General features: G+C 63.4%; 9 protein-coding genes. 1 reads left to right on the top strand and 8 read right to left on the bottom strand.

Annotated elements, in window-relative coordinates; all coding sequences use genetic code 11:
* The first annotated feature begins 46 nt into the window (after positions 1–46).
* Positions 47–925: an SGNH/GDSL hydrolase family protein gene (locus AC5RVN_RS01520; protein ID WP_494136863.1), complete on the top strand. Its 879-nt coding sequence runs from the start codon at positions 47–49 to the stop codon at positions 923–925.
* A gap of 9 nt (positions 926–934) precedes the next feature.
* Here the strand turns inward: AC5RVN_RS01520 and AC5RVN_RS01515 are convergent, their stop codons facing one another.
* From AC5RVN_RS01515 to AC5RVN_RS01480, 8 genes are all read right to left on the bottom strand, one after another.
* On the bottom strand, positions 935–2,656 hold the full coding sequence (locus AC5RVN_RS01515) for a dipeptide ABC transporter ATP-binding protein (RefSeq protein ID WP_494136862.1): 1,722 nt from the start codon (positions 2,654–2,656) through the stop codon (positions 935–937).
* Complete coding sequence (locus AC5RVN_RS01510; protein ID WP_494041860.1) at positions 2,653–3,603, bottom strand: ABC transporter permease; 951 nt, start codon at positions 3,601–3,603, stop codon at positions 2,653–2,655. The genes AC5RVN_RS01515 and AC5RVN_RS01510 overlap by 4 nt, the downstream gene beginning before the upstream one ends.
* Complete coding sequence (locus AC5RVN_RS01505; protein WP_494041861.1) at positions 3,593–4,522, bottom strand: ABC transporter permease; 930 nt, start codon at positions 4,520–4,522, stop codon at positions 3,593–3,595. The genes AC5RVN_RS01510 and AC5RVN_RS01505 overlap by 11 nt, the downstream gene beginning before the upstream one ends.
* A 129-nt stretch (positions 4,523–4,651) precedes the next feature.
* On the bottom strand, positions 4,652–6,322 hold the full coding sequence (locus AC5RVN_RS01500; protein WP_494136861.1) for a peptide ABC transporter substrate-binding protein: 1,671 nt from the start codon (positions 6,320–6,322) through the stop codon (positions 4,652–4,654).
* Positions 6,323–6,600: 278 nt separating this feature from the next.
* Complete coding sequence (locus AC5RVN_RS01495; protein WP_494136860.1) at positions 6,601–8,364, bottom strand: ABC transporter family substrate-binding protein; 1,764 nt, start codon at positions 8,362–8,364, stop codon at positions 6,601–6,603.
* Positions 8,365–8,426: 62 nt separating this feature from the next.
* A complete protein-coding gene (locus AC5RVN_RS01490) occupies positions 8,427–10,043 on the bottom strand; it encodes a cryptochrome/photolyase family protein (protein ID WP_494136859.1) in 1,617 nt (538 codons plus the stop codon).
* A gap of 3 nt (positions 10,044–10,046) precedes the next feature.
* Positions 10,047–10,898 carry a cysteine hydrolase family protein gene (locus tag AC5RVN_RS01485; RefSeq protein WP_494041865.1) on the bottom strand — a complete coding sequence of 284 codons (852 nt, stop codon included), beginning with the start codon at positions 10,896–10,898 and terminating at the stop codon, positions 10,047–10,049.
* A 51-nt stretch (positions 10,899–10,949) separates the two neighbouring features.
* Positions 10,950–12,044 carry an LLM class flavin-dependent oxidoreductase gene (locus AC5RVN_RS01480; RefSeq protein ID WP_494136858.1) on the bottom strand — a complete coding sequence of 365 codons (1,095 nt, stop codon included), beginning with the start codon at positions 12,042–12,044 and terminating at the stop codon, positions 10,950–10,952.
* Positions 12,045–12,111 lie beyond the last annotated feature (67 nt).

The following is a 12,111-nucleotide window of genomic DNA, read 5'->3' as shown; positions in this document are numbered from 1 at the left end:
GCCACATGATGGCTCTGACACCCGATGCACGCCCGAAAGACACCAGATGCGAAAAGCCTTGGCCCGGTCCCGCTTCGCCCCATCCGGAGCCGCCGCCGTTTTCGCAATGTGCAGCGTGATCGCCCTATCCGGTTGCGGAGTACCGGCCCCCTCCCCCGCCGGTCCTTCCTTGCAGGCTGCTGCCGCCGCGGGGCAGCCCGAAGCGGCCATCGCGAGCCACGGCGGCATGGCTGCCGGGGCACCCGTGCTCAACCCGGCGAACGGGCGGCTTGGGGCAGTTGTCCCCGATGCCAGCAAGATGGTCTTCCTGATCGGGGACTCCCAGTCGGAACCACTGGACGGCTGGCCCCGGCAGGGTCTTGAAGCTGCGGGGTACAAGGTGTATTTCGGCGGGCGGGGCGGCACCGGGTTTGCTTCTGGCAACGGCAGGACAGGCAACTACATCGATGCCCTCCTGGAGAGTGACTGGTTGCTCCCTGCGGGTACTCCCGCGCTGATTGTCATCCAGGGCGGGGGAAACGATGCTGCCAGCGGGGCGTCCGACGAGCGAATCGCGGGCAACGCCGGGCGTCTGATCGCAGAGCTGCAAAACCGCTATCCGGGTACCCGGATAGCAATGATTGGCACCCTGGCAAGGGGTGAAAAGAACGGGGGCGGCCGCCGCACCGAAGTGGATGCCCTGCTGGGCTCGGTGGCCGCAGCGCACAACCTGCCCTTTATATCCGTGGGTGACTGGCTCACCCGATACGGCCTGGCCAAGGACCTCGCTGACGCCGTGCACATGAACGCCAACGGCCGACGGGCACTCGGACTGCTCCTGGAACGCAGCCTGCGCGAACTTGGCCTGGAGCGGAACCCGGCAGGCGGGAAGGCCGAAAGCAACTGGAGCCGGAGCCGGCAGGCTCCGGCTCCAGCCGGTGAATAGATAAGGCTGCTACGCCACTTCCGGCGGAAGCATCAGCTTCGCGCCCGGGATGGCGTTGAGCAGTGCCTTCGTGTACTCCTGCTGCGGCGCCTCGAAGACGTCATCCGTGGATCCGGTTTCCACCAGGCGCCCCTTTTCCATCACGCATACGTGGTCCGCGATCTGCCGCACCACCGCAAGGTCGTGGGTGATAAAGAGGTAGGTCAAGCCCAGGTTGGACTGAAGGTCAGCCAGCAGGTTCAGCACCTGCGCCTGGACCAGCACGTCCAGCGCAGATACTGCTTCGTCACAGATAATCACTTCAGGATCCAGGGCAAGCGCACGGGCAATAGCCACACGCTGCCGCTGCCCGCCCGAGAGCTCGTTCGGGTAACGCTGCATTGTGGACTGCGGCAAGGCCACCTGGTCCAGCAACTCCCGGACCTTCTTCTCCCGGCTGGCCTTGTTACCGATCTTGTGGACCCGCAAAGGTTCCTCGATGGTCCGGAAGATGTTGTACATCGGGTCCAGGGAGCCGTACGGGTCCTGGAAGATGGGCTGCACCCGGCGCCGGAACTTGAAAAGTTCCGAAGGCTTCAGAACGGACGTGTCCACGCCGTCGAAAAGGATCCTGCCCTCGGTGGGCTTCTCAAGCTGAAGCACCATCTTGGCCACCGTGGACTTGCCGGAGCCCGACTCCCCCACGATCGCCGTCGTGGTTCCCCGAAGGACATCGAAACTCACACCGTCGACGGCAGCAAAATCAGATGCCCTGCCCAGGCCCTGCCGAAGCTTGTAAACCTTCCGCAGGTCCTGGATCTGAAGCACGTTGTCTGCAGCGACCGCTTCAGCGGCCGGGGCCAGAAGATCCGCTGCCTCCACGCCCTGTTCCTTGGCAACCTGGATCCTTCGGCTGGCCAGGGAAGGTGCAGACTCGACGAGCCGCTTGGTGTAAGGGTGCTGCGGGTTTTGCAGCAGCTCCAGGGACGGCCCTGACTCCACCACCTGCCCGCGGTACATCACCACTACTTTGTCCGCGCGTTCAGCTGCGAGGCCAAGATCGTGCGTGATCAGCAGGACAGCCGTTCCCAGCTCGGAGGTCATGCCCTCAAGGTGGTCAAGGATCTGCCGCTGCACCGTGACGTCCAGGGCCGACGTAGGTTCGTCGGCGATCAGCAGCCTCGGCTGGCAGGACAGGCCGATGGCGATCAGGGCCCGCTGCCGCATTCCGCCGGAAAACTCGTGCGGGTACTGCTTGGCGCGACGGTGGGAGTCCGGCAACCCGGCCTGCGACAGGACCTTGGCGATGTCCTCAGGGCCACTCGGACGGCCGTTGGCCTGGAGCGTTTCCTTGACCTGGTAGCCGATCTTCCATACCGGGTTGAGGTTGGACATGGGGTCCTGGGGCACCATGCCGATGGTGTTGCCGCGCAGTTCGATCATCCGCTTTTCGGGTGCGTGCGAGATGTCTTCGCCGTCCAGCAGGATCTGCCCTCCGGAAACCCTGCCGTTGCCGGGCAGGAGGCCGATGGCAGCCAGAGCGGTGGTTGACTTTCCCGACCCCGATTCGCCCACGATGGCAACGGTCTCACCCGGCATGATGGTCAGGTGCGCGTTCCGGACAGCATTAACTTCACCGTTGCTGGTCTCGAACGTGATGGCCAGGTCCCGGATTTCCAGCAGGGGACGGTCCGCGGGTGTTCCGGCTTCAGTAATAGTGACATCGGACGTGGTCACGTGTGCCTCCTTCATCGCTGGCGGCTCTTCGGGTCAAGAGCGTCGCGCAGGGCATCGCCCAGCATGATAAAGCTCAGGACGGTGATGGACAGGGCGGCAGCCGGGTAGAGCAGCACGGCGGGGTTGGTGCGGATGGACGCCTGCGCCGCAGAAATGTCATTGCCCCAGGACATGATGCTGCCGGGAAGCCCAATGCCGAGGAAGGACAACGTGGCCTCCAGCACGATGAACACACCAAGCTCCATCGTGGCCAGCACGATGATGGGAGCAAGGGCGTTGGGCAGCACGTGCCGGATCAGGCTTTGGATCCTGGACACGCCAAGCGAACGGGCGGCCGTGATGAAGTCGGCGTTGCGGACTTCGATCACAGCACCACGGGTCAGCCTCGCCATGGTGGGCCAGGCAAGCAGCACGATGATCATGATGACTGTCCACACACTCTTGTTCTCCCGGAAGAACGGGAGCTGGGTTACCACCAATGCTCCGAGCACCAGCGGGAGTGCGAAGAAGATATCCCCGAGGCGGGCGATGACGGCGTCAACCCAACCGCCGTAGAAGCCGGCAAGCGCGCCGAGGGTCACACCGATGATGAGCACGCCGATGACGGCAAAAACACCCACCATGACGGAAGCCTGCGTGCCGTAAATGACGCGGGCGTAGACGTCGCAGCCCTGGAAGGTGAACCCGAACGGGTGGCCGGCCGAGGGTGCGCCGTCGGAGTTTGCCAGCTGGCAGTTGTCGTTGGGCGCCGTCTGCGTGAACAAGCCCGGGAAGAATGCCACGATCAGGATGATCAGGATCATCACTGCCGAGACGATGAACAGGGGACGACGGCGGAGCTTCCGCCAGGCGTCAGCCCACAGGCTCAGCGGAGCCTGGTCAGTCTTGACCGCATCCGTCGCCAGCAGAGGGGTCTCCTCGATGGGGGCAACGTAATGGGTGGTGTCTTGGTTACTTTTCATAGCGAATCCTCGGATCAAGCCAGGCGTACAGCAAATCAACCAGCAGGTTGGCGATAACGAAGACCAGCACAAGCACACTCACGATGGCAACGACCGTGGGTCCTTCGCTGCGCAGGATCGCCTGGTAGAGCTTCTGCCCCACGCCGGGAACGTTGAAGATGCCTTCGGTAACAATGGCCCCGCCCATCAGCCCGCCGAGGCTGGCGCCCAGGTAGGTGACCACGGGAATCATCGAGTTGCGGAGGATGTGCGCCATCACCACGCGCGGCCGGGACAGCCCCTTGGCAGTCGCGGTGCGGACGTAGTCGGCCGTCGAATTTTCGATCACTGACGCCCGCGTCAGGCGAAGCACGTAGGCGAAGGACACAAGCGCCAGCGCGAAGGCCGGAAGCAGCAGCGTGCCCCAGCTGACGTCCGTGCCGACCGTAGGTTTGGCCCAGCCAAGGTAGACACCGAAGACGAGCTGCAGGACAAAGCCGAGCACGAAGATGGGAATGGCGATGACAACGAGCGAGGCAAGCAGCACGGACGAGTCGAAGATCTTGCCCTTGCGCAGGCCCGCGATCAGGCCGAAGCCGATGCCGAACACAGCCTGGATGACGAGTGCTTCGATGGCGAGCATGACGGTGACGGGGAAGACGCGGCCCAGGGTGGCCGCGATGGGCTGGCCGGTGAAGTCGACGCCCAGGTTGAACGTGAAGAGGTTTTTGAGGAACAGGCCGTATTGGACCCAGAACGGCTGGTCGAGGTTGTACTGTCGCCGAAGGGCCGCGATGACGGCTTCGCTCGGCGGGCGGTCCCCGAAGAGTGCCCTGATGGGGTCTCCGGGAAGGGCAAACACCATGAAATAGACCAGCAGGGTGGTGCCCAAAAAAACAGGGATGACTTGAAGCAACCGCCGGAGAATGAACCGGATCACAGCACACCCTCCGAAGATTTTGGAGATGTTGGGAAATTCATGTGGGACAGCTTCCTGCCGGTATCAAGGCTATGGGGGCCCGGCTGTTGCCGGACCCCCACTAGCTATTTGAGTTGGACGGTCTCAGAACTACTTCGCAGTGATGTTGTGGTACTGGATGACACCGTTCCAGCCACTGTCCACGTTGGTGACGTTCTGGCTCCATACGACCTGCCGTGCGGAGTACCACAGCGGGAGGTTGGGCAGGTCCTTGAACAGGATTTCCTGTGCCTCGGTGAACTTCGCGTTGGCGTCGTCCGTGGACTTGGCGCCCAGTCCTTCGTCGAGGAGCTTGTCGAACTCGGGGTTCGAGTAGCCCTCGTAGTTGGCGCTGGCACCGGTGCGCAGAAGCGGGCCGAGGAAGTTGTACAGCGACGGGTAGTCCGCCTGCCAGCCTGCGCGGGTGAAGCCCGGCAGCGTCTTTGCCTTACGGAGGTCAAGGACTTCGGCGAACTTGGCGAACGGCTGGCCCTCTGCCTGGATGCCCAGGTTGTTCTTCAGGTTGTTGGCAACGGCGTCAATCCATTCCTTGTTGCCGCCATCGGTGTTGTAGGCGAGCTGCAGGGTCTTGTCCGCGGGCCAGGGGCTGATGGCGTTGGCCTTTTCCCAGGCTTCCTTTGCCTTGGCGGCGTCGAACTTCAGGACCTCGGAACCCTCAACGCTGTCGTTGTAGCCGTCCACTGCCGGGGAGGTAAAGTCCTTGGCCGGGATGCGGGTGCCGCTGAAGATCACCTTGGTGATCTCTTCGCGGTTGATAGCCATGGAGATGGCCTGGCGGCGCAGCTTGCCTGCCTCGCCCTGGAACTCAGGCAGGTAGCCCGGGATGTTCAGGGTGGAGTTGCCGGCGTACGGCTTGTTCAGGTGGTTCTCCGGGAAGTCCGTGGTGTAGGTCTTCAGGGCGTTCGTCGGAAGGACGTCCGTGACGTCCAGGTTGTTGGCCTGGATGTCAGTGTAGGCAGGAGCCGGATCGGTGTAGAACTTGAAGGTTACGCCGCCGTTCTTTGCAACACGCGGGCCGGCGTAGTCCTCGTTCTTGACGAGTTCAATCTGGCTGTCGTGCTGCCAGGCGCCTTCCTTGGCCATCTTGTAGGGGCCGTTGCCGATCGGGTTCTCGCCGTAGGCCTTGGGGTCGGCGATTGCCTGGGACGGCAGCGGCATGAAGGCGCTGTAGCCCAGGCGCAGGGGCCAGTCGGCCTCCGGCTGGGTGAGCTTGACCTCAATGGTGGTGTCGTCCTTAAGGACCAGGCCCGAAAGGGTCTGGGATGTGGGAGCGGGGACCTCGGTCTCGCCTTCCTTCTTCGTTGCGCTGACGGCGTCGTAGCCCTCAATCGACTCAAAGAAGCTGCTGTTGGCCTGGGCATTGGTGCTCAGGGCAGCAAAGTTCCAGGCGTCAACAAAGCTCTTGGCAGTTACTTCCTCGCCGTTGGTGAACTTGGTGCCGCTCTTGACCTTGATGATGTAGTTCTGGCCATCCGGGGATTCGATGGATTCGGCCAAGGCGTTGACGGACTCACCGCTGGGGTCGTAGCTGGTCAGGCCCTCAAAGAGAAGTTCGACCACGCGGCCGCCGTAGACTTCATTGGTGTTGGCCGGCAGCAAGGGGTTCTGTGGCTCGTTGCTGTAAGCGGTGATGACCTTATTGGGTTCGCCGGCAGACTGGCTGGCACCGTCATTGCTGCCGCCTCCAGCGCCGCAGCCGGTGAGGGCGAGTGCGGCGATTGCCACGATGCCCAGTGCTTTGGAAGTGCGCGCAAAACGCATTCCGCCTCCTATGAGTTGTGGGAGAAAACTTGGGGAATCTTGTGCTTCCCCGCAGGCGAGACCCAGCTATCAACTGTGACGCGTCCTACATGTACGAGTAGCCTAACCGCACGAAGTCCAGATACTGGTACTCCGTTGCCAAACCGTGACCGGGTAAAACTGAACGCTTAGTCGGTCAACGGAAGTTGTGCAAGTCACATGCTACTCGCCGGTAGGAAGAACGGCGAATCGAAAGTGTGAATCGCGCCACGTCCAGGAGATGGAGGCTTTGCAGGCTCCTAGACCAGCCGCCAGTCCCATACGTTCCACCAGACGCCCAAGGGGCCGGAGCTTGGTTTTACGCCTGCGATCCGGGCGCTGAAAGCTGTGGTGCCAACGGTCTGGTACAGCGGCAGGCCGTAGGCGTTTTCCCAGACCTGCCGATCAATGTCAGCCAGGAGTTCGTCCTGTTTGGCCAGGTCGGTTGTTCCGGCGAGTTCTGCCATGGCCCTGTCGGCGTCGACGTCGGAGAATCCGTTGAAGTTGCTGCCGGCCCCGGTGCGGAAGATCTGCGGGACACGGCTGACGCCCACTCCCGTGCCGATCCAACCGAGCAGCGCGGCGTCATACCCGTCGCCGCCCAGGGCCCTGGCCCAGTCCGCGCTTTCTTGCCCGGCGTCCACCACAGTGAAGCCTGCCAGTGCTGCCGAGTCCCTGATCAGGGCGAAGGCTTCTGCGCGGTTGGGGTTATCGCGGTTGTAGAGGATCCGGATGGTGGGCGTTTCGCCATCCAGGAGCGCCTTTGCGGCGTTGATGTCCACCTCGGCGTAGTCGGCGGACCCGTTGTTCCTGGCAGTATCTTCGTATTTTGGCTGCCCCGGAAGGAACACATGGGAGTCAAGCGGCTTGGCGTCCGGAATAAGATCCCCCACAACGGCATCAACGATTGCCTGGCGCGGCACCGTCTTAAGGAAGGCCTCCCTGACATCGTCCCGGGCAAAAGGCCCGGAAAAGTTCAGGTCCAGGTGGTCATAGCCGGACTGGTTGTACCGCTCCACCGTGTTGCCCTGGCCGGCCAATCCCTCGAACAGATCATCGGTACCGGCAGAGGGCTGCGGCGAAATGATGTCGGCCTGGCCGTTCCGCAGGGCATCGACGGCCGCCGGCAACGCGCCGGTGAAGCGGATGTTGATTTCATCGAGCCACGGTTCCTGGCCCCATACGTAGTCCCGGTTGCGGACCAGCCTCATGGAGACTTCGGGGACAATGTCCCGGACGATGTACGGCCCGCTGGAGAGGTAGATCGAAGGATCGTCCGGAAGACTCTTGGTATCGAATCCGGAGTTCCAAAAGTCGCTGACCTGCTTCAGCGTCGTATTGACTGCAGGCTCTTCGGCGTCTCCCCGGGGTGAGTTCCTAATCAGGTCGACGAGGTCTTCCTCATCGACAAGGCCGGTCTTGGCGGCCACCACGTGCGCAGGAAGGCCGACGTCGAACGCCACTTCCCAGTCGGCATACGGCACCGTGTACTCCAGGGTGATGGAGCGCCCGTCCGCACCGATCTCGGGAAGGACAGTTCCCGCCAGCCCGCTGGTGTCGGCGGCCGTGGAGAAATACCTGGTTCCGGTTCCGGCCACCGGATCGGCGTCATCGAAATAACCTGATCCGGCAGCCCAGCTCAGCAGGAGGTCGCCGGCGTCGATGGCTTCGCCGTCGGACCAGGTGACGCCCTCGTTGACGATGTATCTGACCTTGAGCGGATCGTCGGAAACCTTTTCGAAGCGGCCGAACTTGTCGTTGCGCACCACGGTGGAGGAATCGTCGAGGTAGTAGAACCCCGAGTGGGTGATGTGCCCGATTTTCGAGTTAATGTCCGTGTTGCCGTCGGTGCTGTACGGATTGAAGGACGAGAACGCGTTGACCTCGGCAACGGTGGCGCTGCCGCCGCGCTTGGCTTCCCCCGCCACCACGGGGGTGGCGCCTCCCCCGCCGGAGCAGCCCGAAAGCACCACGGCGGCCGCTGCCGCTGTAGTGATGACTTGCATCAGACGCCTGACCGGCATGCCGCCTCCTTGTTGTCCTTTGCGGGAGGGGCTCCCGACATTGGCAGGATCACGCCCTGTACTCAGGATAAGGCGTCCGACGGCGGGATCCCCGGCGCCGCCCGCACCAGCCGTGTTGTCTCCTGCCCCACGCCGAGCAGCGCCTCAGCGCGGCGCCGGTGTTCCCGCCGCTTGTCCGGGTCCATCCTGTCGAGCAGGGAAACCACCATCCGCGAGCGTGAATTTGCTTCGAAGACCTCCCGGTGGTCATCCACAAAAGTCCAGTACAGCCCGTCCCAGTCGTTGCTCCATTCCCCTGCCGGCAGGTCCGACATCTTCCGCAGGTAGTTGCTGCCGGAAACATAGGGTTTCGTGGTGATCACCTCCCCGGCGGCAAACTGGCTCATTGCATAAACGTTGGGGACCATCACCCAGTCGTAGGCGTCGATGAAGAGTTCCATGAACCATTCGTAGACGTCGTCGGGATGGATCCTTAGCAGGGTCATTGCGTTGCCCAGGACCATCAAGCGCTCGATGTGGTGGGCATATCCGGTGGCCAGGACACGCGAAATCACCATATCCACCGGGGCAAGCCCTGTGCTGGCATCCCACCAGCCGTCCCCCAGTTCGTTCCTGTGGTTCAACCGGTTTGCGGTGCGCATGTGCCGGCCGCGGGTCCGGTACGTGGCACGCATGTATTCCCGCCAACCGATGATTTGGCGGACGAAACCCTCAAGGGAGGCAAGCGGAATGCCCGGCGCTGCACCCTCAAGCACCTCCTGCAGTACCTCCCGGGGGTCCAGCAGTCCGATGTTCAGGGCCGGTGTGAGCAGGCCGTGGGAGATGAAGGGATGCTCAGTGGAGATGGCATCCTCATAGGGACCGAAGTCCTGAAGGCGTTCACGGACGAACTCCTGCAAGTGCCGGCGTGCCTCGTCTTCGCTGGTGGGCCAGGCGAAGAGGTGGGGGTCACCGGGAGCCTCGGGGAATTCCGCCGCCACCCATGCCACCGCCCGGGCGACGTCGTCCACCTCGCCTCCGGCATCGGCGGGCTGTTCGGTGAGCCCTTCAAGGTCGAGGGTTCCCTCCTGCCGCAGGACGGGATGGTGCGCGAAACGGCTCACCGTTCGGGGCCTGTACCGGCGGGGGAGCTTCTTGCGGTTATCGGCGTCGAAGGACCATTTCCCGCCTGCCGGTTCCCCGCCGTCGATAAGAACGTCGAGCCTGCGGCGCTGCCACACGTAAAAGTCGTGCATCCGGGACGCATTGTGGGCAAACCAGCCATCAATCTGTGCGCGGCCGGTCAGGAAGTTTGGTGTCTCCAGTACGTCTTCTTCGCGCATCCGGTAACCGCCGTCGGCCAGGCCGGCAAACAGGTCCTGCTCAAGCCAGTCATCCACCACATCGAACCAGGTCACTTGTCCGGGGCGGCGGTGGCGCACGAGTTCCGCAAGCTTGTGGCGGGAACTGCGGCCGGCCTCGCTGTGGAGGACAGCCACCTCGTGGCCTTTCCCGCTAAGGCGGCGCGCAAACCGGCTCATTGACGCGCGGTGCAGGACCAGCTTGTGGGAGTGGAACGAATACTGGCGAAAAAGCAGGTCGTGTTCGATCAGCACAAACATCGTGCCGTTTTGCACTTCGAGCTGCTGGGAGAACAACTGATGCGGCAGAACCAAACGCACATGCGGGCCGGGACTCATTCCCTAACAATAGGGGCGGTTCCCCCGTATCCGGCAAGGTCTACTGCCGGGAGTGCATCGTCCGGTTGAGCCCTTTAGCCGCAACACCGACCTGGATGGCATCCGTTCTGCTACAGAGGTCCAAACAGGCCATCCTGGAAGACCGCCAAAGACGCCTTCAACAATTGAGGAGCACCACCTCGAACCCCGGGTTGGTGCTGCGGGGTCGATCGCTCGGGTTTTGTTTCTACCCGGCGGTGCGGCCTTGTGCGGCGGAGGTGACGAGGTCGCTCTTGTCACTGGCGCGCCGGCGGTCAGGGCTTCGGACCAGGTCTCGGTGTCGGTGACGGCGGCCCAGTTAGAATGCAGCAGCGCCATGAGGGTCTCGTGGACCTGGCGTGCCGGTGCTGTGCCGGCGGCGTTGGCGAGGTCAATTGCACCGGTCGCATCGGATAGGACCTCGACGGCGAAGCCGAGGGGCTCCGCGGCCGCGGCGGAGGCAATCACGCAGTTGTTGGTCATGTAGCCGGCAAGCGTGATCGTGTCGATACCCTGTCCGCGCAACCAGGCATCGAGGCCGGTGTCCGCGAAAATGCTGGAGAACTGCTTGCTGATGCGCTTGGCCGCTGCGTCCTCGTGGGCCGCAACACCGGGGTGGTTCTGCCAAGTGGCAGATCCGGTGGCGAACACCGGAGCTTCAGTCGGGAGTTCGTGCTGGACGAGCACAACCGGCACTCCGGCCCGGTGGGCGGCTTCAATAGCCGACTGGGTGCGGTCAATGGATTCCTCGCGGGCCGGGTATTGGATCGGGAGCAGTCCGTCGAAGTATTCCTGCTGGGCGTCGATAACGATCAGGGCGCGGCGTGGTGCGGTCATGGGTTTCTCCTTTATGGGGGATGTGAAGGCGTGGAACGTTGGCTGGGGGTGCTAATGCGCGGCTGCTGAAAGCGGAGCCTCCACGGCGGGCAGTGCGTATCGATCGGCGAGCAGGGTGATGCCGCGCTCGTCGAGGCTTGCCGAGTGGCCGCCGACGACGAGCATCACCTCGTCTACGCCGGTGCGCTCATGCAGGGCCTCGAGACGGCCCGCGACAGTAGCCGTGGTTCCGTGAAAAGTGCGGCAGGTGTATGCGTCGATGACCTGCCGCTCCTGGGCCGTGGCCGGGTAGGCCGCGACTTCGTCCGGTGGCAGAAGCAGGTAGCCCTCGCCTTTAAACATGCGCAGCATCGCCATCGCCGACGTTTCCGCCTGCCGCTGCGCCTCCGCCGCGTCATCACTGATTGCAACGGGCACGCTGACCAGGGTGTGGGGCTCGGCGAGCACTGCGGAGGGCTGAAAGTTCTCGCGGTAGAGGCGGAGTGCCGTATCGATGTCGGCATCGCCGAATTGCAGCGCGAAGGCATACGGCCGACCAAGTTGCGCGGCAAGCAGTGCCGAGTACGGGGAGGAGCCGAGCAGCCACACTTCCGGGGCGGTGGAAGCAGGCGGCACCCGGTTCTCCATTGCCTGCCAGGGGCCGGGCACAGCGTGGACCCGCCGATAGGGGTGTCCGGCTGGGAAATCGTCATTTAGGAACCCGAGCAGCTCAAGCACCTGCTGCGGGAATCCATCGTTGGCATCCGCACCCCGGTGCAATGCCGCAGCGGTGGCCGCATCAGTGCCTGGCGCGCGTCCCAGCCCGAGGTCAATCCGGCCCGGGGCCAGGGCATCCAGCATCCCGAACTGCTCGGCGATCAACAGTGGGGCATGGTTTGGCAGCATGACTCCTCCCGCGCCGAGCCGGATGCGCGTGGTGTCGGCGATGAGCCGTGGTGCCATCAGCGCCGGTGAGGACACCGAAGTTGCGCCCATCGCATGATGCTCCGACATCCAAAACCGGTGGTACCCGTTCTGGTCCGCCGTCCGCGCCAGCGATCTCGTCGCCTCCAGGCCGGCCTCGGCAGTCATCCCCACTCCGGTGCCGCCCGCGGAAAGCACGGACAGCGCGAACGGGGGCGCGCCGGCTGGTTGGTCGAAGTGCATGACAGCTCCTCATGGAAAAAGACAGGTTTTACCGTGATTGGAGACTAGCAGGCATCTCACGCTTAAA

The sequence above is a fragment of the Arthrobacter sp. sptzw32 genome (assembly GCF_059089735.1).
Note: the sequence above shows the minus strand (reverse complement) of the source record. Positions and strands in the feature narration are given on the sequence as shown.

Coding starts and splice junctions, on each gene's coding strand:
- AC5RVN_RS01520 (WP_494136863.1), top strand. CDS start 47: ATGCGAAAAGCCTTGGCCCGGTCCCGCTTCGCCCCATCCGGAGCCGCC.
- AC5RVN_RS01495 (WP_494136860.1), bottom strand. CDS start 8,364: ATGCCGGTCAGGCGTCTGATGCAAGTCATCACTACAGCGGCAGCGGCC.
- AC5RVN_RS01490 (WP_494136859.1), bottom strand. CDS start 10,043: ATGAGTCCCGGCCCGCATGTGCGTTTGGTTCTGCCGCATCAGTTGTTC.
- AC5RVN_RS01480 (WP_494136858.1), bottom strand. CDS start 12,044: ATGCACTTCGACCAACCAGCCGGCGCGCCCCCGTTCGCGCTGTCCGTG.
- AC5RVN_RS01500 (WP_494136861.1), bottom strand. CDS start 6,322: ATGCGTTTTGCGCGCACTTCCAAAGCACTGGGCATCGTGGCAATCGCC.
- AC5RVN_RS01515 (WP_494136862.1), bottom strand. CDS start 2,656: ATGAAGGAGGCACACGTGACCACGTCCGATGTCACTATTACTGAAGCC.
- AC5RVN_RS01485 (WP_494041865.1), bottom strand. CDS start 10,898: ATGACCGCACCACGCCGCGCCCTGATCGTTATCGACGCCCAGCAGGAA.
- AC5RVN_RS01510 (WP_494041860.1), bottom strand. CDS start 3,603: ATGAAAAGTAACCAAGACACCACCCATTACGTTGCCCCCATCGAGGAG.